The sequence below is a fragment of the Mesotoga sp. B105.6.4 genome (assembly GCF_002896535.1).
Taxonomy (GTDB): Bacteria; Thermotogota; Thermotogae; order Petrotogales; family Kosmotogaceae; genus Mesotoga.
Genome location: NZ_JWIM01000008.1, coordinates 58,524 through 76,817 on the forward strand (window position 1 = coordinate 58,524; position 18,294 = coordinate 76,817).

The 18,294-nt window shown below is 45.7% G+C and carries 27 protein-coding genes; 26 read left to right on the top strand and 1 reads right to left on the bottom strand.

All coding sequences use genetic code 11. From position 1 onward, the window contains the following. The first annotated feature begins 6 nt into the window (after positions 1–6). The 18 genes from rplF (at position 7) to RJ60_RS03290 (ending at position 11,750) form a co-directional block, all read left to right on the top strand. Positions 7–561 carry a 50S ribosomal protein L6 gene (gene rplF, locus RJ60_RS03205; protein WP_099828918.1) on the top strand — a complete coding sequence of 185 codons (555 nt, stop codon included), beginning with the start codon at positions 7–9 and terminating at the stop codon, positions 559–561. A gap of 17 nt (positions 562–578) precedes the next feature. Continuing rightward, entirely contained in the window at positions 579–947 is a 369-nt protein-coding gene (rplR, locus tag RJ60_RS03210; RefSeq protein WP_099828919.1) for a 50S ribosomal protein L18, read from the top strand. A gap of 13 nt (positions 948–960) precedes the next feature. Next, a complete protein-coding gene (rpsE, locus tag RJ60_RS03215) occupies positions 961–1,566 on the top strand; it encodes a 30S ribosomal protein S5 (RefSeq protein WP_099828920.1) in 606 nt (201 codons plus the stop codon). Next, a complete protein-coding gene (gene rpmD / locus RJ60_RS03220; RefSeq protein WP_099828921.1) occupies positions 1,566–1,754 on the top strand; it encodes a 50S ribosomal protein L30 in 189 nt (62 codons plus the stop codon). Before rpsE ends, rpmD begins: the two co-directional genes overlap by 1 nt. 13 nt (positions 1,755–1,767) lie before the next feature. Next, the gene (gene rplO / locus RJ60_RS03225) at positions 1,768–2,214 is read left to right on the top strand and encodes a 50S ribosomal protein L15 (protein ID WP_099828922.1); all 447 of its coding nucleotides are present in this window, start codon (positions 1,768–1,770) and stop codon (positions 2,212–2,214) included. A gap of 2 nt (positions 2,215–2,216) precedes the next feature. Further along, on the top strand, positions 2,217–3,518 hold the full coding sequence (secY, locus tag RJ60_RS03230) for a preprotein translocase subunit SecY (protein WP_099828923.1): 1,302 nt from the start codon (positions 2,217–2,219) through the stop codon (positions 3,516–3,518). Between the two features lie 2 nt (positions 3,519–3,520). After that, a complete protein-coding gene (locus tag RJ60_RS03235) occupies positions 3,521–4,180 on the top strand; it encodes an adenylate kinase (protein ID WP_099828924.1) in 660 nt (219 codons plus the stop codon). Continuing rightward, positions 4,173–4,925: a type I methionyl aminopeptidase gene (gene map / locus RJ60_RS03240; RefSeq protein WP_099828925.1), complete on the top strand. Its 753-nt coding sequence runs from the start codon at positions 4,173–4,175 to the stop codon at positions 4,923–4,925. The genes RJ60_RS03235 and map overlap by 8 nt, the downstream gene beginning before the upstream one ends. 12 nt (positions 4,926–4,937) lie before the next feature. Next, the gene (infA, locus tag RJ60_RS03245) at positions 4,938–5,183 is read left to right on the top strand and encodes a translation initiation factor IF-1 (protein ID WP_099828926.1); all 246 of its coding nucleotides are present in this window, start codon (positions 4,938–4,940) and stop codon (positions 5,181–5,183) included. Next, positions 5,180–5,296 (top strand): 50S ribosomal protein L36, encoded by a 117-nt coding sequence (gene rpmJ, locus RJ60_RS03250; RefSeq protein ID WP_099828927.1) that lies wholly within the window; start codon positions 5,180–5,182, stop codon positions 5,294–5,296. Before infA ends, rpmJ begins: the two co-directional genes overlap by 4 nt. A 12-nt stretch (positions 5,297–5,308) precedes the next feature. Next, complete coding sequence (gene rpsM, locus RJ60_RS03255; protein ID WP_099828928.1) at positions 5,309–5,677, top strand: 30S ribosomal protein S13; 369 nt, start codon at positions 5,309–5,311, stop codon at positions 5,675–5,677. An 18-nt stretch (positions 5,678–5,695) separates the two neighbouring features. Then, positions 5,696–6,082: a 30S ribosomal protein S11 gene (gene rpsK / locus RJ60_RS03260; RefSeq protein ID WP_099828929.1), complete on the top strand. Its 387-nt coding sequence runs from the start codon at positions 5,696–5,698 to the stop codon at positions 6,080–6,082. Positions 6,083–6,098: 16 nt separating this feature from the next. After that, positions 6,099–6,725, top strand: coding sequence for a 30S ribosomal protein S4 (gene rpsD, locus RJ60_RS03265; protein WP_099828930.1), 627 nt, complete (start codon positions 6,099–6,101; stop codon positions 6,723–6,725). Between the two features lie 54 nt (positions 6,726–6,779). Beyond that, positions 6,780–7,799 carry a DNA-directed RNA polymerase subunit alpha gene (locus tag RJ60_RS03270; protein WP_180977908.1) on the top strand — a complete coding sequence of 340 codons (1,020 nt, stop codon included), beginning with the start codon at positions 6,780–6,782 and terminating at the stop codon, positions 7,797–7,799. A gap of 21 nt (positions 7,800–7,820) precedes the next feature. Then, entirely contained in the window at positions 7,821–8,303 is a 483-nt protein-coding gene (gene rplQ, locus RJ60_RS03275) for a 50S ribosomal protein L17 (RefSeq protein WP_099828932.1), read from the top strand. Positions 8,304–8,341: 38 nt separating this feature from the next. Further along, positions 8,342–8,998, top strand: coding sequence for a fructose-6-phosphate aldolase (gene fsa, locus RJ60_RS03280; RefSeq protein ID WP_103133985.1), 657 nt, complete (start codon positions 8,342–8,344; stop codon positions 8,996–8,998). Between the two features lie 231 nt (positions 8,999–9,229). Beyond that, positions 9,230–10,786 (top strand): transcription termination factor Rho, encoded by a 1,557-nt coding sequence (gene rho / locus RJ60_RS03285; protein ID WP_374704101.1) that lies wholly within the window; start codon positions 9,230–9,232, stop codon positions 10,784–10,786. A 13-nt stretch (positions 10,787–10,799) separates the two neighbouring features. Beyond that, complete coding sequence (locus tag RJ60_RS03290) at positions 10,800–11,750, top strand: ROK family protein (RefSeq protein WP_099828935.1); 951 nt, start codon at positions 10,800–10,802, stop codon at positions 11,748–11,750. On the opposite strand, the gene RJ60_RS03295 is transcribed toward RJ60_RS03290, so the two are convergent. Next, positions 11,735–12,412, bottom strand: coding sequence for an endonuclease V (locus tag RJ60_RS03295; protein WP_099828936.1), 678 nt, complete (start codon positions 12,410–12,412; stop codon positions 11,735–11,737). The genes RJ60_RS03290 and RJ60_RS03295 overlap by 16 nt on opposite strands. Positions 12,413–12,517: 105 nt before the next feature. On the opposite strand from RJ60_RS03295, the gene dnaN reads away from it, so the two are divergent. The 8 genes from dnaN (at position 12,518) to RJ60_RS03335 (ending at position 18,288) form a co-directional block, all read left to right on the top strand. After that, positions 12,518–13,624 carry a DNA polymerase III subunit beta gene (gene dnaN / locus RJ60_RS03300; RefSeq protein WP_258006164.1) on the top strand — a complete coding sequence of 369 codons (1,107 nt, stop codon included), beginning with the start codon at positions 12,518–12,520 and terminating at the stop codon, positions 13,622–13,624. Beyond that, entirely contained in the window at positions 13,621–14,088 is a 468-nt protein-coding gene (locus RJ60_RS03305) for a 2-C-methyl-D-erythritol 2,4-cyclodiphosphate synthase (protein WP_099828938.1), read from the top strand. Before dnaN ends, RJ60_RS03305 begins: the two co-directional genes overlap by 4 nt. A 3-nt stretch (positions 14,089–14,091) precedes the next feature. After that, a complete protein-coding gene (locus tag RJ60_RS03310) occupies positions 14,092–15,291 on the top strand; it encodes a type II secretion system F family protein (RefSeq protein WP_099828939.1) in 1,200 nt (399 codons plus the stop codon). After that, positions 15,288–15,668 (top strand): hypothetical protein, encoded by a 381-nt coding sequence (locus tag RJ60_RS03315; RefSeq protein ID WP_099828940.1) that lies wholly within the window; start codon positions 15,288–15,290, stop codon positions 15,666–15,668. The genes RJ60_RS03310 and RJ60_RS03315 overlap by 4 nt, the downstream gene beginning before the upstream one ends. Positions 15,669–15,683: 15 nt before the next feature. Beyond that, positions 15,684–16,721, top strand: a complete 1,038-nt coding sequence (locus RJ60_RS03320) for a hypothetical protein (protein WP_099828941.1) — start codon at positions 15,684–15,686, stop codon at positions 16,719–16,721. A 100-nt stretch (positions 16,722–16,821) separates the two neighbouring features. Then, positions 16,822–17,244 (top strand): hypothetical protein, encoded by a 423-nt coding sequence (locus tag RJ60_RS03325; protein WP_243392222.1) that lies wholly within the window; start codon positions 16,822–16,824, stop codon positions 17,242–17,244. Next, entirely contained in the window at positions 17,237–17,833 is a 597-nt protein-coding gene (locus RJ60_RS03330) for a hypothetical protein (protein WP_099828943.1), read from the top strand. Before RJ60_RS03325 ends, RJ60_RS03330 begins: the two co-directional genes overlap by 8 nt. A gap of 14 nt (positions 17,834–17,847) precedes the next feature. Beyond that, entirely contained in the window at positions 17,848–18,288 is a 441-nt protein-coding gene (locus tag RJ60_RS03335; protein WP_099828944.1) for an alpha/beta hydrolase, read from the top strand. The last annotated feature ends 6 nt before the right edge of the window (positions 18,289–18,294 follow it).

Here is an 18,294-nt window from a genome sequence, read left to right on the forward strand (position 1 = left end):
ATTCTGATGTCTAGACTACTTAAACATTCCATAAAAATCCCTGCTGGTGTATCATACAAAATCGAAGGAAACTTGATCACTGTGAAGGGACCGAAAGGCGAGCTGAAACAGGAACTCCTTCCTCTTGTGAAGATCGAAGCCGACGAAAAAGAGCTCTGGGTGAAGTCAAATGAGGATGTTGTGATAAGAAAGAGCGATTACAAGAGATTGGCCAAGTATGCCGGGACCTTTTGGTCGCTAATAAACAACATGGTTGTGGGTGTTACACAAGGGTTTGTTAAGGAACTCGAAATCGTTGGAGTAGGTTACAGAGCTCAGCTTCAAGGAAAGAAGCTTGTAATGAATCTCGGTTACGCTCATCCGGTTGAGGTCGATCCTCCTGCTGGAATAGAGTTTGAAGTGCCAGCGCCGCAGGCTATAGTTGTCAAAGGAATTGACAAGTACTTAGTTGGCCAGGTTGCTGCGAACATCAAGCGATGGAGAATACCGATCGTTTATTCCGGAAAGGGAATACGTTACAAGGGAGAAGCAATCAGAACTAAAGTCGGTAAGAAGGTCTAATCAAGGAGGCGGCTGGAGTGTTCAAACATAAAGATAAAAAGGAACAAAGGCGAAAGAGACATCTTCGCGTCAGGTCTGCAGTTTCCGGAACATCGGAAAGACCGAGACTAGCAGTCTTCAGAAGCGAGAAGCACATATATGCTCAACTAATAGACGATTCTAAGGGAGTAACCCTTGTTGCGGCCTCGACGGTAGACAAGGAAATTAGAGGTTCTGTTGAGAAGTCATGGAATGTCGATGCTGCGAAAAAGGTTGGGGAGCTCCTCGCAAAGAAGGCGAAAGACAAGGGAATCACCAGCGTGGTCTTCGACCGTGGAGGATTCAAGTTCCATGGAAGAGTCAAGTCACTTGCCGAGGGCGCTCGAGCAGGTGGACTACAGTTCTGAGGAGGTGAAGAAGATGGCTGAAGAGATGAAGAATGATCGCAATTCGAAATCTTCACGCGATGGAAGAAGAAGCCCCAGAGCTTCCAGAAACGCCCCTGTGGAAAAGCAGGTTGAAGACAACGAATTTGAAGAAAGAATCATTGAAATACGTAGAGTGACGAAGGTGGTGGCCGGCGGCAAGAACTTGTCTTTTAGAGTTGTTGCAGTTGTGGGCAATCGAGATGGAAAGGTCGGTCTTGGAATTGGTAGTGCCAGGGAGGTCCCCACTGCAATCAGGAAGGCAGTGCTAGAAGCTAAGAAGAATGTTACTGAAGTTGCGGTAAGAAACGAAACCGTACCACATGAGACAATTGGAAGACAGGATTCTGCAAAGATAATGCTTAAGCCTGCCGGTCCAGGAACGGGAATTATTGCTAACTCGCCTGTTAGGGCGGTCGTTGAGCTGGCAGGGGTCAAGAATATCCTAACGAAGTCCCTTGGATCATCGAACACGCTCAATATGGCTAGAGCTGCTCTGAATGGTTTGGTTAGCCTAAGATCTCCCCAGGATTTTGCAAAGCTAAGGGACGTACCTCTGAAGGCGGTTTTCCACGGAGTCAACGAGGAGGAAGGTCAGTAATGGCAAAGAGTTTGAGAATTCGATTAATAAAGAGTCCGATTGGTTATAACAGAAGACAGCTGAAGACGGTTAAGGCACTTGGTCTTGGAAAGCTGGACAGTGAAGTGGTTCAGCCTGATTCTCCGCAGATTAGAGGCATGGTGAATGCAGTGCGACATCTTCTTGCTGTTGAAGAACTTGATGACTGAAGGGGGTAGGAAGATGGCTTTTAAAGTTGAGGATCTAAGTCCGACGCCCGGTTCGAGAACAAGAGAGAAAAGAATAGGACGCGGTACCGGTTCGGGAATGGGAAAGACCGCCACCAGAGGCCACAAAGGCCAGGGAAGAGCGACAGGCAAGGTGGCTGCACGCTTCGAGGGCGGACAGACACCCCTATTCAGAAGAACACCAAAAAAAGGGTTCAAAAACCGAGGTTCTATAGCGTATGCAACTGTAAATATCTCGACTCTCGAAGAGAGATTTGAAAGTGGTAGCGAGATTTCGCCCGAGATACTCGTCAAGAACAAGATACTGAAAGATCTCAAAGACGGAGTGAAAATATTGGCGAGAGGTGAATTGACTAAGTCTTTCGTCGTCAAGGCAAATGCATTTAGCGCTACTGCCAAGGAGAAGATTGAAGCTGCTGGTGGAAAGGCAGAGGTGATCTGACAATGTGGAATGCCCTGAAGAACGCGTTCAAGATTCCTGAGCTCAGAGACAGAATCCTCTTCACATTCCTTGCACTGGCTGTCTTCAGACTAGGGGTTTATATACCAATCCCCGGTATTAATATCCAGGCCTGGTCAACTTACTTTGGGGCTCTATCTGAAGGCGGGGCCGGAGGATTCATAGGCTTCTTTGATGTTTTCACAGGTGGGGCAGTCGAGCAGTTTTCAATATTTCTGATGAGTGTTACTCCATACATAAACGCGCAGATTATGCTTCAACTTCTCACTGCTGTGGTTCCGAGTCTGAAGGAAATGCTCAAGGAAGGTGAAGAGGGAAAGAAGAAATACGCTCGCTACACGAGGATGTTGACGGTCGGACTTGCGAGTCTTCAAGGATTCCTTATATCATTTGGCCTCTCTTCTAACACTGCAATAATGGCAATTCCTAATAGAATTCTGTTTGTTCTTCTGTCCACCTCCACTCTTATAGGTGGTACAATGTTCCTTTTGTGGCTCGGTGAGAGAATTACCGAGAAGGGAATCGGGAACGGAATATCGGTTCTTATCTTCGGAGGAATAGTTGCCAGATACCCTGCTTCTATAATGCAGGTAGTAGTCGCGTTGTCGCCAGTTCAGTGGGCGATTTTACTAGCGATAGCTGTCTTCACAGTTGTTGCCATTATTTACGTACAGATGGGGGAGAGAAGGATTGAAGTGCAGTATGCCAGAAGAGTTACGGGCAGAAGGGTCTATGGGGGAGTTTCTACCCACATTCCCATTAAGGTTAATCAAGGTGGAGTCATTCCGATAATATTCAGTTCTGCAATAATGATGCTACCTCAGTTTATTGCTACTGCCTTTCCTGAGGGAAGTGGCGGTAGGAATGTAATTCAGTCACTTTTTGCCCAGACTTCTCCCGTATACATTCTCCTGTATGGTGGAATGGTTTTCTTCTTCACGTTCTTCTATAGCTCTTTGGTTTTCGATGTGAGGGAGGTTTCGGATAATATACGTAACTACGGAGGATACATCCCAGGAATCAGGCCCGGATTTTCTACTCAACAATACATTCAGAGAGTTCTGAACAGAGTTGTCTTCATGGGAGCCGTCTTTTTGGTTGTAATTGCGTTGCTTCCGTTAGTTATAGGCGGGATTTTCAGCATTGGCGGCCTCGCTATTGGAGGAACTTCAATGCTGATTGCTGTGGGTGTTGCGATTGATATCCTTCAGCAGATGGAAACGCATCTCATGGTCAGACACTATGAGGGATTTGTAAAGAAAGGCAAGTTGCGAGGAAGGAGATAAGTATGAATGTGATTCTCATGGGTCCTCCTGGCGCAGGAAAGGGGACGCAGGCAAAGAGATTAGCCCAGAAATTCGATATTCCGCACATATCCACTGGCGATATGTTGAGGGAAGCCGTGGCTGCTGGCACTGACCTCGGACTTAAGGTCAAAGAGATAATGGACAGAGGGCTTCTCGTCCCCGATAACCTGATGATCGACCTGGTTAGGGAGAGGTTGTCAAGAGAGGACGCAAAGTACGGATTCATACTTGATGGCTTTCCAAGAACTGTCGAACAGGCAATAGCTCTTGACGAAATGCTTATGTTGCTCGAGAAGAAGATCGATGTTTCACTCCTAGTAAATGCGACTGAAGAGGAAGTTGTGAACCGGATTTCAAGCAGGAGAGTTTGTTCCGAATGTGGTAAGGTTTACAATCTCCTGACGCTGAAGCCAAGAAATGAAGGTCGATGTGACATTGACGGCAGTAAGCTGGTTCAGCGTGATGACGACAAACCTGAAACTGTGCGGGCAAGGTATAGAGTTTATTTGGAAAAGACTGAGCCTGTTGTCAACTACTATTCAGAAGAAAAGGGAAACCTAATAGAGGTTGATGGTTCAGGAGAAATCAATAGTGTCACAGCCCAAATCGTTGATCATCTGGAGAAGGCAAAACATGGTTAGGTTGAAATCTCCAGAAGAAATATGTAAAATCGAATTTGCTGCGAAGATCGTTGCGGAGGTGTTGGCAGTCGTAGAAGCTTACGCAGTTGAAGGAGCTTCTGCGAACGATATGGAAAGAGCAGCTGAAGATGTGATCAATAGAAGAGGTGGCATCCCCGCATTCAAGGGCTATAATGGATACCCTTATACTCTCTGTGTATCAGTGAATGAAGAAGTTATTCACGGGTTTCCCTTGAAAGCGAAAGTCTTCTCTGAGGGCGATATCGTCTCTGTCGATTGTGGAGTAGTCAAAGATGGCTTCATCGGAGACGCCGCAAGGTCTTTTGTTGTAGGAAGTTATTTATGCGAGAAAGACAGGTTACTCATGGAGCGGACGGAAGAGGCGCTCTGCAAGGGTATTGAAGTGGCCGTTGCCGGCAATAGGCTCGGTGACATAGGCTTCGCTGTTCAGAGCTGCGTGGAAAGCGCAGGTTTTTCTGTGATAAGAGACTATGTAGGCCACGGAGTGGGCGTAAGTCTTCATGAGGATCCTCAGGTGCCCAATTATGGAAGACAGGGAAGCGGAATGCTATTGAGAACAGGTATGACCCTTGCGATCGAACCCATGGTTGCGAGCGGACACTACAGTTTAGAGACCCTGGAAGACGGATGGACCGTAGTTACTGAGGACAGGTCGCGTGCAGCTCATTTTGAGCATGACATAGCGATTATGGAAGACGGTCCAAAAATCCTTTCCAGACTGTGAGGAGGATCACTGGTGTCGGACAAGAGCGATATTATAAAGATGGATGGAATAGTTGTGGAATCGATGCCCAACGCGACCTTCAAGGTCGAACTGGAAAACGGCCACTCTGTTCTTGCTCACATCTCTGGGAAAATGCGCAAGAACTTCATCAGGTTGATCCCCGGCGATAAGGTCGTAGTAGAGGTTTCAATATATGACCTGACCAAAGGAAGAATTGTTTATCGAAAAAGGATAGACAAAGGAGGAGAAACGAATTGAAAGTCCGCGCTTCGGTAAAGAAGAGATGTGAACACTGCAAGGTTATTAGACGTAATGGAAGAATAAGAGTTGTATGCGAGAAAAATCCAAAGCACAACCAGCGTCAGGGTTGAGGAGGGATATAGATGGCACGTATCCTTGGTGTTGAGCTTCCGAATAATAAGAAGACGTTCGTTGCCCTGACCTATATCTACGGTATAGGGTACACAAGAGCAAACGAGATTCTTACTGGAACTGAGATCAACGGTGACAAAAGAGCAAAGGACCTGACAGACGAGGAAGTAAGTAGAATTGCGAAATTCATCAACGAGCACTACAAAGTTGAGGGTGAGCTAAGGACCGAAGTTGACAGGTCAATCAAGCGACTAATCGAGATTGGAAGTTATAGAGGTTACAGGCACAGAAACGGACTTCCTGTTCGCGGTCAAAAGACACATTCCAACGGAAGAACAAGGAAGGGTTCTAGAGCCAGTAAGATTCGGAAGAAGAGCTAAGACGGGAGGTAAAAGCGAATGGCAAAGAGACCAGCAGCCAAGAAGAGAAAAAAGCTAACTACTGATAGAGGGGTAATACATATAAAGTCCTCTTTCAACAACACAATAATCACCCTGACGGATCCCGAGGGTAATACCCTTATGTGGACTTCAGGCGGAACTGCCGGATACTCCGGTTCGAAAAAATCCACACCATATGCTGCCCAACTTGGCGCAGACAGGATAGCCAAAGAAGCTATTAAGTTGGGAATCACAAGAGTAGGAATAGAAGTTAAAGGCCCAGGTTCGGGACGAGAAGCTGCAATCAGAACTATTCAAGCGGCAGGTCTCACTGTTGAGACGCTTAAGGATATCACGCCACTGCCTCATAACGGTTGCAGGCCAAGAAGAAGAAGAAGAGTCTGATTTAGGAGGGAGTTGAATGGCCAGATATACAGGACCAGTGTGTAAGCTTTGTCGTCGCGAAGGGTTCAAGCTTTATCTAAAAGGTGAAAGGTGTTTTTCACCAAGATGTGCTCAAGTCAAGAGACCTGTAGCACCTGGACAGCACGGAGCCTCGACAAGAAAGCTTACTCAATACGGAATGCAATTAAGATCGAAACAGGTAGTCAAGAGGATTTATGGAGTCCTTGAGAGACAGTTCAGAAGATATTTCGAAGCGGCTTTGAGAAAGAGTGAAGAGACAGGAAGCGCTCTGGTTAAGATCCTTGAATCAAGACTAGATAACATGGTCTTCAGGATGGGATTTGCATCCAGCAGGAGACAGGCAAGACAGCTGGTTAACCATGGACATGTCCTAGTCAATGGTAGAAGGGTCAATAAACCCTCCTTTAACCTTAGAGTCGGTGATATCGTGGAGATCAGAGAGAAGAGCAGAGCGGTCGTACCGATCAAAGAAGCGGTAGAAGCATCGAAAGAAAGAACAGCCTATCCGTGGGTTGAGGTAGATTACGAGACATTCAGAGGGACCTACCTGAGATACCCTGTAACCGAAGAAGTAGAGATTCCAGTTGATCTGCAGTCGATTATCGAGCTCTACTCCAAGTAAATCCGATTCTTACCTTCTTGGAAGGAGGTGTGTGCCCGAATTCTGGGCGAAATAATGTTGACATCAATAATGCCCAAGAACTTGCGAATTGAAGAAGAACGAGAGGATCAGAACAGCTATTTCACAAGGTTCATCCTTTCTCCAATGGAAAGAGGATACGCCACTACTATTGGGAACTCGCTAAGGAGGGTTCTACTCTCATCGATACCTAGTATGGCGATCACAAAGCTTAAAATACCTGGGAAGTATCACGAATACGATGTTATCGACGGAGTTAAAGAGGACATCCTTGAAATCATCCTCAATTTCAAGAAAGTCCAGCTGAAACCTGCTCTAGAGTTCTCTGACGCAGTAAAACTAACTCTTGAAAAGGTAGGACCTGGGGTTATCACTGCAGGGGATATAAAGACTCCCACCGGTGTTGAAGTGGTAAACCCATCGCAATATGTGGCTACTCTCAACACGGATTCGGTTGTCTATATTGAGCTTTTCGCAGAGATAGGAAGAGGATTTGTCCCTGTTTCAGAGATGGAGATCGAGCACGACGTAGAAATGATATACATTGATGGAATCTTTAGTCCGGTATTGAAAGTCAACTTCCAGACAGAGAACGTTCGTGTAGGAAAGAGGACCGACTATGATAAACTCGTTCTCGACGTCTGGACGAAGAAATCGATAACTCCTTCTGATGCTTTGATGAGAGCAACTGATATCCTTATAAGGCATTTTGAGGTTGTTTCAAGCGGGCTTGGTCAACCGACCCAAGGACTAACCGGATCAACCATCGAGCCAGAGGAAGAAGAGACAATCACCGAAGAGAGTGAGATGAGTTCAGAAGTTTCTCAGGCGGATGAACAAGACTCAAACTCCGTCGCTGCGAAGAAGGTCGAAGAACTTGATCTTTCAGTGAGATCTCTTAACTGCCTTAAACGAGATAAGATAAACAGAATTGGCGATCTTCTTGACAAGAGTGAGGCCGATCTTCTGAAGATCAGAAATTTCGGTGAGAAGTCAATGCTTGAAGTCGTTAAGAAACTGAGAGAAAAGTTCAACATCGTGCTCAAGAAAGAATGATTGTGAGGAGGCCTATAAGAGATGCGTCATAGAGTTAGTGGAAGCAAACTGAATATGCCCCATAGCCAGAGAGTTGCTCTGATGCGAAACCTGGCTAGGGAGCTGTTTGAACACGGGACAATAGTAACGACGGTAACTAGGGCTAAAGAGGTAAGGCCGTTCGTAGAAAGCATAATTACAAAAGCAAAGAAGGCTACAATACTGTCGGCGGAAATCGCCGCTAAGGATTCCGAGAGTAGCGAATCGCAGGAGCTCAAGTCTAGAAATCTTGCTTTGCGCCGCGAAATCAACAGAAATTTCAATGACAGGAAGCTAGTTAAGAAGATATGTGATGAGATAGCTGTCAAGTATCTCGAAAGGAACGGCGGATACACAAGGATTGTGAAACTGGGTATGCGAAGAGGAGACGCTAGTGAGATGGCCGTCCTCCAACTCATTGACAACGAAGAAAGACAGGAAAAGAAGCCCGAGAAGAAGACTGAAAAGAAACAGGACAAAAAATGATGGCTACCGAAAGGTAGCCATTCTTCGGAGGTACGAAAGTGAAGATATTCCTTGATACAGCTAACATTGACGAGATTCGAGAGGGTATGAAGCTTGGACTGGTTGATGGAGTCACGACTAATCCAACGCTTGTCTCCAGAGAAAGCGTGAAGTTCGAACAACGTGTTGTGGAAATCTGCGAAACCGTTAGGGGTCCTGTGTCAGCCGAGGTTACGGCAACGGATTTTGAGAATATGGTATCACAAGCGCGAGAGTTGGCTTCTCTTAGCGAGTATGTTGTTGTTAAAATCCCAATGACAAAAGACGGGATGCGAGCTGTGAAAATCCTTAGTGGTGAAGGGATTAGGACAAATGTAACGCTTATATTCAATTCGCTTCAGGCTACTCTAGCTGCGAAGGCAGGTGCTACATACGTAAGCCCATTTGTTGGAAGGCTGGACGATATTGCTAGTAAAGGGATGGGAATAGTTGAGGAGATCGTTGACATTTTTGCGAACTATGGCTATTGTACTGAGATCATCGTTGCAAGCGTGAGGCATCCTATGCATGTACTAGAGGCCGCTTTGATGGGTGCGGATATTGTGACAATACCCTTTGATGTGCTTCTCAGACTATTCAATCATCCGCTTACAGATATTGGGATAGAGAGGTTCACCGAAGACTGGAAGCGCTATGAGAAACAACAAGGTCAATAAGCTTTGAATTTTGCTTCGTAAGTGGTATATTATTCCTGAAAGAATTGGTACCTCGCCGGAGACAGGTCTCCTATGCTTTCTTACAAGTACGATTAGCTTCATAATCTTATCAATTTCAAGAACACGGAAGGAGGGTAGGTACATTCTTCCAGTGGTTGATAGAATGTACCGTCAAATTTGAGCCCAAGAAAAAAGAAAACAGAAGAAACACCTGGTGAACTTGAGGAAAAAGTGGTTGCTGAAAAAAAGGCAACAAGAAAGAGAACGATTAGAAAGAAGACTGAATCGAAAAAAACCGAAGAGAGTCATGAGCCCGTGAAGACCGCTTCTAGAAAGATTGCTGAGGAAAAAGATGGAGTTGAAATTCTACGTAAAGAAGACCCCAATGACTCAAAAGCAGAGAATTCAGTGACCAAGGAGACTGGAAAGGAAAGCATCCCGAGCGATGTCAAAGAGATCCCAAGGAAGGAAAGAGAAAAGGACAAAGATAAAGACAAAGACAAGGATAACATCAGGGAAGTAGAAATCGATATTTCCCAGCTTCAGGCTATGCCTATCAGGGAGGTATATAAACTTGCCAGAAAGTATGACGTACAAGGCTATACGCAGATGGCAAAGAAGGATTTGATCTTCGCTGTTCTAAAGGCTCAAACCGAATCCTACGGCTACTTCTTTGATCAAGGAGTTCTGGAGATAACTGATGGAGGATATGGCTTCTTAAGAACTCTGGACAATAATCTCCTGCCGAGTTCCAACGATATTTACGTTAGTCAGTCACAGATAAGGAGATTCAACCTTACCAGCGGGGATACAGTTGCAGGTCAGGTCAGGCCGCCAAAGGAGGGGGAGAAGTACTTCGCTCTTCTGAGGATTGAAGCCATTAACCACAAAGCAATCAACTTCGCTGCTGAACGAATAACCTTTCAGAATCTTACTCCTATCCATCCCGAAGACATGCTTATTACGGAAACAGATCCCCATATAATGAGTACAAGAATGGTTGACCTTTTCTCACCAATAGGAAAAGGACAGAGAGGGCTAATTGTCTCGCCTCCTAAGGCGGGTAAGACGATACTTCTGAAGGAACTGGCGAATGGCATTGCTGAAAATCATCCCGATACGGTTAGGATTATCTTACTTATTGATGAGAGACCTGAAGAAGTCACCGATCTCAGAAGAAGCACAAATGCACACGTGATTGCGGCTCCGTTTGACATGCATCCAGAGAAGCAGATACGAGTCGCTGAGATGACAATCGAGATGGCCAAGAGATTAGTGGAATTCAATTACGATGTTGTTATCCTCCTTGACAGTATAACCAGGCTTGCAAGGGCTTACAATTTGTATGTTCCGCCTAGCGGAAAACTACTTTCCGGTGGCGTGGATCCTTCTGCCTTGTACAAACCCAAGTACTTCTTCGGAGCAGCCCGTAACATTGAAGAGGGTGGAAGCCTTACGATAATCGCTACTGCTCTTGTCGAAACCGGGAGCAAGATGGATGAGGTCATATTTGAGGAATTCAAAGGTACTGGAAACATGGAATTGATCCTGTCGAGGCAGCTTGCCAATAAGAGAATGTTTCCTTCGATCAACCTAACCCTCTCAGGAACAAGGAGAGAAGAGCTTCTTCTTCCTTCCGATATTCTTAGGAAGGTTTGGGTTCTTAGGAGAATGCTTTCATCAATGTCAGAGGAAGAGGGCCTGAGACTAATCATGGAAAAACTACGTGGAACCGCCACAAATGAGGAGTTCTTGGACTTGATAGAGATGGAGAAAAAGTCGTATTAGACTGGAGATGCAAATGGCTAAGTACGTTATAGGTATTGATCTTGGCGGTACCGAAACAAAGATTGCAATAGTTGAAGAAGACGGCCGGATTATTGAGAAAAAGATGATTCCCACTAGAGTCTTCGATGGTAGGATCACCGTTGTTACAAGAATTGGGGAAGCGATAAAGGAGCTTCTTCTCGAATCAACTGTTAGTTCCTCCGAAATACTTGGTATTGGGGTCGGTTCGCCCGGCTCGATAGATCATGACACAGGTACCGTGCTATTCTCGCCGAATCTCCCCGATTGGTCAGGATTCGGACTTGCATCGATGCTGGAAAAGATAACCGGAGTCCAGACGTTCGTGGAGAATGATGCAAACTCATTTATTCTTGGAGAATGGGCCTTTGGGGAGTTCAAAGGAAGCCAGCACATGATAGGACTTACCCTTGGCACGGGGGTTGGAGGAGGCGTGATTACCCATGGAATACTGATGACGGGTAGCAGCGGTTATGGTGGAGAGCTCGGACATACAATTGTGGAACCCGAGGGTCCTCTATGTGGATGTGGTTCTCATGGATGTTTGGAGTCTCTTGCATCTGCCACCGCCATTGTCAAAATGGCCAGAGAGTATTCAAAGCGGTTTCCCAAATCCTCAATGTTTTCCGCACCGGAAATAACTGCCAAGGTCGTTTTCGATTCAGCGCGAGGGGGAGACCTAGCAGCCACAATGATAGTGGAGAGAGTGACAAAGGCTATGGCAATCGCAATTGGCAATTTCATCCATGTCTTCAATCCTGAGCATATCGTTATCGGGGGCGGGATAAGTAAAGCGGGAGATCTGCTTATTGACGGTATTCTGAGAAAGATGCCTGCTTTTGTCATGCCTTCATTCATTGGAACTTATAGTATTACACTCAGCAGGCTGGTAGAAAACGCGGGTATAACCGGCGCGGCATCGATAGTTTTCTACAGGCTAAGTTGATCCTTAAGCTTCTGCGTCATTATGTGAGCCTGTCTGGTTGGTTCGGGAATTCTGTACTTGTCGGTAGTCTTCAAAACCATTTCAACAGAGAGTTCCGGAGTTATCCGATTGCCTGGAGAGACATATACCGGTTTCACTCCTTGTCTAGTACATAACGCGTACCCTAGCAGCCTACCATCCGGGGCGGTTATTGGGCTTTTCTTTCCCTTGTCCACAGGGGTGCTATGTAGCCGCCCGAAAAGAAGTCTCTTGGCTACTCCTATGGTTGGTGTTTCTAGGAAGAGACCAATATGGGAGGCTATACCAATCCCCCTTGGGTGGGCGATTCCATGGCCGTCGAAGAAAAGCAAATCGACTTCAGAAGATTTTGATAGAGCGTTGAGAATTGTGGGGCCTTCTCTGAAGGAAAGAAGTCCGGGAATGTAAGGTGTATCAACCTTTCCGATTGCATGGAAGCAATCGACAACTTGTAAAGTGCTGAATTCCATTACTACTACAACTGCTAGGGCAGTAGCTCTTGATGGAAAAGAGACATCTACTCCGGCTATCAGGCGTGGTTTCGCGATCCGAGTGTGCAAGACGAGCTGATTGGCGAGCTTGTTTTGCAAAGCTATCGCTTGATTTGGTTCCATGCTCCACGAATGAATATGTCTTATGTTCAACGCTCTCGCTCTCCAGTGGATAACAATCTGCCATTGCTGCTTATCATAATGATTATGCCACATAGATGTTATAATCTATGAAAAGCTCATCAAGTGTGGAGGTGTATGATGAAATTCGTCGTAGCTCGTTCCGAAATCCTCACTAGATTGGAGTCGGTTTCCGGTGCAGTAGCGTCAAAGAGCGTAAAACCGATTCTTTCAGGCATATATTTCTCGATGAAGGATGAGTCAACCATCAAGCTTGTGGCAACTGATCTCGAAACAGCTATTACCACCGAGCTGAAGCCCAAGTACATTGATGGAAGTTGTGATTTCGTTATCGATGCCCGTCTGGTTCTAGAGATAGTAAGGAATCTCCCGGAAGGAGAAGTAATATTTGAGACCGAAGAGACTAATGTGGTTATTCGTTTGGGAAGTGCCCGATTCACTCTTCCTACTATGGATCCAGGGGATTTTCCTGATATAGAGGCTGCAGCGGGGGGGCTTGACTTCACTGTATCGGTCTCATCGGTTGAGTTGATGATAGACAGGGTGATATTTTGCGCTGCCAGAGATGAGTTCATGAGAAATCTGAACAGTGTATACTGGGAATTCGACGATGGTTATGTTCGCCTAGTTGCCGCAGATGGGTTCAGGATGGCCCTCTCTGAAGAGAGGATAGACCTCAGTATCGAAGATCATTTTTTGCTGACGTTGAAGAGCATGAGAGATCTTCAGAATAGTCTGAAGGCTGCGATGTCCGACGTCATGAGAGTAGTTTACGACGGTTCTCGTGTCCAGTTTTTCTTTGACGGTACCGAAATAGTTACCAAAGTCGTCGATGCGGAGTTTCCAGACTACAAGAAAGTTCTCCCAAAGTCATTTAAAGCTAGGGTTGTTCTTCCCGCAGTTACTTTTTCCGATGCGGTTAGAAGAGCTTCAATCGCTGCAAGACTGGGATCTGATTCCGTTAAGTTTGAGATAAACGATGAGGAGTTCAAGATAATTGCTCGTAGTCCAGATCACGGAGAATCGATCGAGGTTATTAAGACGAGCAAAGAGGGTGACAACATAATTATCGCTTTCAACCCTAGATTTCTGTCAGAGGCAGTGAAGAAGGTTGATTCCGAAATGGTAGAACTGAATTTCGTAGATTCGAATAGTCCCCTTCAGATGAATCCTGTGGATATTCAGGGGTATACCTATATTATTATGCCTATTAGGCTGATATGAACACAAGGGTTGGAATAGGTCATGACGTTCATCCTATTGTCGCCGGAAGCAAAGGTTTGTTTCTGGGTGGCTTGAAAGTATCTGATTCACTGTACCTTTCCGGTCACTCAGATGGTGACGTTTTGAGTCATGCGATAGTAGATGCGATTCTTGGGGCTTGCTCTCTTGGAAACATCGGCCTCAGGTATCCGGAAAACAGCTCTAACAAAGATCGCAGGAGTATTGAGTTTCTCAAGGAAACGGCAGACTTGATCAAAGGCAGCTGGGAAGTGACCAACGTTGATTCTGTGGTCGTTATCGAAGAAATAAGGCTGGCCGGTTTTGTCCAGTCAATGATAGACAATGTTGCCAGTGCTCTTGGGATAGAGAGCGAGCTAGTGAACATCAAACCGAAATCGGGGAACGGCAGCAGTCCCGGTTTTGCTAAGGCCTACGCAGTCTGTCTCTTAAGGAGGGTGGAGTGAAAGATGCCCGATTTCCGCTATGAAGTCATCAACACCAAGGGAAAATCAGAAAAAGGCAAGCTTGCTGCGAACTCCAAACTAGAGGCGCTTCAGATCCTTTCAAGCAGAGGGTATATCGTAAGTTCAATCAAGCAGTCCGCTTCACATGCTTCCACAAGAGCTTCAATGTTCCCTGCCTCGCAAAAGGAAGTCAGCATCTTCTCAAGGCAATTGGCAACCATGGTTTCCTCAGGTGTGAGAATAAGAGACGCTCTTCAGGTTCTTTCAACTCAGGTTTTCTTTTCAAGAAGATTCAGAAAGATTGTGACTCGGGTGGTCCTGGATATAGAAGGTGGAATGAGCTTCAGCGAGTCTCTCGAAAAGACGGGTGTATTCGAGCCCCTCTTCACCAATCTGGTTAAGGCCGGAGAAGCGGGTGGAGTGCTAGACGAGTCACTAGAACGGGTTGCCGACTTCTACGAAGGGATGGTCGAGCTGCAGAATCAAGTGAAGTCAGCTATGTCATACCCTCTCTTCATGATGGTCTTTGCAGTTGGAATAGTTGGGATGATCTCGTTCTTCATTTTGCCGAACCTGATCGGCGCTTTTGGTGGAAACTTTCAGCCAGAAGGAGCGATGGCAATTCTCCTGAGTATGAACAGCATTCTTGAGAATCACTGGCCTCTGTTGCTTGTCATGCTTGTCGGATTGTTGATCGGAGGCTACTTTTTCTTCAAGAGCAGATATGGAAACGTTGTCAAGGAAAACATTGGTAAGTTGATCCCTCCGATTAGGAATTTGAGAAACATGACGGCAATGGAGAGGTTCACTCGGACGACTGCTGTCCTAGTTGCCAGTGGAGTCGATCTGCCAACCGTTTTGGAACTGGCCGGAGAAGTCTCTCAGAGTCCAAGAGTTGTGAAAGCAGTGGGCAATGCAATAATAGGAATAAAGGGTGGGGAAAGCATCAATGCTGCTTTGGAGCGCCAGAAGGTCTTTCCGCCCATTGTCGTTAGTATGGTTGCTGTTGGTGAAGAGACCGGCAAGCTTGATGAAGTGATGTTAAAAGTTGCGGATTTCTATCATATGCAAGTTCAGAACGCACTCAAGAAACTTGTTTCGCTTGTGGAACCAATAATGATATTATTTATTGGTGGGTTCATTGGTTTCCTGGCAATAACGATATACGGTGCAGTCTTTGCTATGGAGCAAAGTATTGGATGAGTTTGACCGAGTTGTTGTGCTGTCTGGTCCTGGTCTCTCTGTGTATCAGCGGCGTCGTACTGGTTTCGTCTGAAATCATAGTTAAGCTAAAGATTGGCCTCAGCAAAACAGCTTTCGATTCTTTCATTGAAAGCCAACGACTTGAGGCAATTGTTCGTTCAAGACCAGTCGAGCTCTTCTATGATTTCAGAACTAGAAGGTTGTCTTCGACAACGGGTGATATTTTTGAGGATTGCTTGTGGGAGAATCCCGAAGGTTTCAGAATAAGATTCAACGGTGATGGGTCTATAGTAATTCTTAACGGTTCGACAACGCTGAATTTTGCTGATGGCAGTGTATTGACTATCCAGCCGGTTACGGGGAAGGTCACTTATTGAGACTTGGGGGTAAATATGTTTCAAAGTATGATTACTGCCGTTAATTCCGATGAGGGTTACACTGAGATCGTAAGAGCAGTGGTCGAGGGTAGGAGCTTAATACCGGTCTTTTCTGTCCTTAGGATCGGTGAGAACTCGCTTGCCGAAGCGGCCAGGGTGTTTGGCGAGAATAATACTCTTCCCGTGGATGAAATATTTGTGACGGCCTTCCACCCAAAGGATGTTGTGTTTCAGCATCTAGAGGTTCCGAGGGTCAAGTCGATGAAGAACCTGCTTAGCGTTGCCAGTTTCAAGGCCGCCTCTCAGTTTTCTTTGCCGCCAGACGAAGTAAACGTTGCCTGTCTCAACTCAATTGCTTCCCTGAAGACGGGGTTGGTTCCTGCCTTTATTATCACCAAGAGGAAGGCTGTTTTTGAATTCGTTGGAAGACTCACGGGCGAGAACTTCCCCGAGCCGAATATAGTAGATGTTAAGCCTTTCTCCATCTTCAAGACCGCTCATACCAGTGTCTTCGAGGGAAACAACATCGTCTTTGTGGTGGATAAGAATTATTCGATTCTCCTTACACTGAGAGGAGAAGAGATTGTTGGGCTGAACTACATAAGCGATGGTTTTGACGAGGTGGCAAGTGGTTTCAGTGAGGACAACTCTCTTTCTCCTAAAACAGATATCCAGAGAGAGTTCCTTGTCGGCTCCAAGGCATATTACGATTCATTGATAGAAGAGGCTTCCGAGAGACTTGAAGGGCTAATCTCCTATCAGCTTAGGATGTATCTTACGAACACTCTGTCGAACTCTCCGAATACTTCTGCGGCCGACGAGTCTCTCTTCACAAGGTTCTTTGTAGTGGGGCCCTCGAGTCTTTCTACAGCCGTTTACTCAAGGGCATTTCAGAGAATTCTTGGAGACGAGACAGAGGTGGTCAGCATGCCTCTTAGGATTAAGGAAACGACTGGGATAACATATACTTCGGTGGGACTACTCATGAGAGGTGGTGAGATACTTGGTCGACGTAAACTTACATTCAAGGAAGAAACGGGTATCAAGGCTTAAGTATTCTCTAATAGTCCTGCTGATAATTGTCGTTCTGATTATGGGGTCTCGTTTTTTTGTGACCCAAGCCTTTGATATAAGATTTAGACAGGTTTCTAGAATGAAAGGCTATCTGTTTGATAATACTGGAACATACCTTACAGGGAATCTGATTGCAGACATTGACATGATGTTCGACAAGAAGCAGGAGTACATTGCAATCCGTAATAGACTTAGTAGACAGGTTAGCGATCTTCGCGCTCATGTAAGCTCGAAGTCGCTAGAGATGGATGTCTTCAGAACAATGGAAGCTTATCTCGAAGACGAGAACGCTCTGAAGACGATTGCTTCGAGAATTTCGTTTGAAAATGGTGTTGGTAACTCCTTCTACTATCTAATATTTGAAGGTGATAATACCTATTTCCCGTCACCGCTTACTACACCAACCCTTCTTGCCAGGCCAAGCGTGAGGGGTAATTTGGACTTCGCAGAGCTTTACTCTCTTCAACTTGTCGACCTTAAGGTGGGTGACTTCGATGAATGAGAGAGACGAGTTTAACATCGAAGAAATTAATGCCTTTGTCGACTCGGGATCTTTTGAGAGCAACGATGGCTTTTTCATTCACAGAGACTATGCAAATAAGCTGAAGAGAAGACTTGGTATTCTTGACAGAAAGGGAATAAACTCGAAGATTGCCTTCTGGTCGTTGATCGCTTTGACAATCGTAGGTTTTTTGTTCCTGGTGGTACTTTACTCCTACAACACTTTCGAGAATACATCTCTGCTGGTCGAAGAGGTGAACGGTCTTGAAAGTGCATACCTTGAGGTTCAGTTGCTCTCAAGAGTCCGAAACGAAGCGATAGGCGCAATGAGTACAAGAAGTTATCTTAAGGAGATAGAGGAGAGGATTCCGATAAGGTCTTCTCAAGGAGAGTACAAAGGAATCATTGTCTCAGGTAGTTCGAGAGATATTCTTGATCTTGTTGAGATGATTGTCAGTGAACCGAGAATTCTTGTTAGAAAGCTTGATCTGAGATCAAACCTTGGATTTCCGATTCTGCCGGAGTCTAATATTCCGTCCAATCTTTTGCTTGAGTTGAGGATGGACATTGCTGTAACAGGGACCTTCTAGACGGAGCTGATTTTATGGAGAAGATCGTTTTGATAATAGTGGTCTCAATTACTCTGTTAGTAACGGGTGGTGTACTCTTGGTATTGCTCTTCGAACCGGTAGAGATTGCTGATGTTGCGGCAAGCAGAATAAGAATTGATCCCGTTGATACTTCTAGGGTGGTGAGCGTCTTCAGTATGGAGAATCATTTCCTCCCACTCTATGCGAGTCCTTCGGAGGTCATAAGTTCAATGCTAGAAGTCGGCGAAGAGGCAGAGAATGTCAGGTATGTTGCCTATTACAGGTTGAACAAGGTTGATTACGCAGTTCTACAGACGGGTGAGACGGAGATAACAGTAAGAGTGGGCGAGCAAGTTGCACCCTCCTATATAGTATATGGAATTACGGAATTTGCTGTTCTGCTAAATGATACTAGTACGAACAGCTTCTTTGTTGTGAAGTATTTCAGGTCATAAACTCGA

Bases quoted from the DNA above. Each gene is read 5' to 3' on its own strand.
- rplF (WP_099828918.1), top strand. From the start codon at position 7: ATGTCTAGACTACTTAAACATTCCATAAAAATCCCTGCTGGTGTATCA.
- rpsE (WP_099828920.1), top strand. From the start codon at position 961: ATGGCTGAAGAGATGAAGAATGATCGCAATTCGAAATCTTCACGCGAT.
- rpmD (WP_099828921.1), top strand. From the start codon at position 1,566: ATGGCAAAGAGTTTGAGAATTCGATTAATAAAGAGTCCGATTGGTTAT.
- rplO (WP_099828922.1), top strand. From the start codon at position 1,768: ATGGCTTTTAAAGTTGAGGATCTAAGTCCGACGCCCGGTTCGAGAACA.
- secY (WP_099828923.1), top strand. From the start codon at position 2,217: ATGTGGAATGCCCTGAAGAACGCGTTCAAGATTCCTGAGCTCAGAGAC.
- RJ60_RS03235 (WP_099828924.1), top strand. From the start codon at position 3,521: ATGAATGTGATTCTCATGGGTCCTCCTGGCGCAGGAAAGGGGACGCAG.
- map (WP_099828925.1), top strand. From the start codon at position 4,173: ATGGTTAGGTTGAAATCTCCAGAAGAAATATGTAAAATCGAATTTGCT.
- rpsM (WP_099828928.1), top strand. From the start codon at position 5,309: ATGGCACGTATCCTTGGTGTTGAGCTTCCGAATAATAAGAAGACGTTC.
- rpsK (WP_099828929.1), top strand. From the start codon at position 5,696: ATGGCAAAGAGACCAGCAGCCAAGAAGAGAAAAAAGCTAACTACTGAT.
- rpsD (WP_099828930.1), top strand. From the start codon at position 6,099: ATGGCCAGATATACAGGACCAGTGTGTAAGCTTTGTCGTCGCGAAGGG.
- RJ60_RS03270 (WP_180977908.1), top strand. From the start codon at position 6,780: ATGTTGACATCAATAATGCCCAAGAACTTGCGAATTGAAGAAGAACGA.
- rplQ (WP_099828932.1), top strand. From the start codon at position 7,821: ATGCGTCATAGAGTTAGTGGAAGCAAACTGAATATGCCCCATAGCCAG.
- RJ60_RS03290 (WP_099828935.1), top strand. From the start codon at position 10,800: ATGGCTAAGTACGTTATAGGTATTGATCTTGGCGGTACCGAAACAAAG.
- dnaN (WP_258006164.1), top strand. From the start codon at position 12,518: ATGATGAAATTCGTCGTAGCTCGTTCCGAAATCCTCACTAGATTGGAG.
- RJ60_RS03305 (WP_099828938.1), top strand. From the start codon at position 13,621: ATGAACACAAGGGTTGGAATAGGTCATGACGTTCATCCTATTGTCGCC.
- RJ60_RS03310 (WP_099828939.1), top strand. From the start codon at position 14,092: ATGCCCGATTTCCGCTATGAAGTCATCAACACCAAGGGAAAATCAGAA.
- RJ60_RS03315 (WP_099828940.1), top strand. From the start codon at position 15,288: ATGAGTTTGACCGAGTTGTTGTGCTGTCTGGTCCTGGTCTCTCTGTGT.
- RJ60_RS03320 (WP_099828941.1), top strand. From the start codon at position 15,684: ATGTTTCAAAGTATGATTACTGCCGTTAATTCCGATGAGGGTTACACT.
- RJ60_RS03325 (WP_243392222.1), top strand. From the start codon at position 16,822: ATGAAAGGCTATCTGTTTGATAATACTGGAACATACCTTACAGGGAAT.
- RJ60_RS03330 (WP_099828943.1), top strand. From the start codon at position 17,237: ATGAATGAGAGAGACGAGTTTAACATCGAAGAAATTAATGCCTTTGTC.
- RJ60_RS03335 (WP_099828944.1), top strand. From the start codon at position 17,848: ATGGAGAAGATCGTTTTGATAATAGTGGTCTCAATTACTCTGTTAGTA.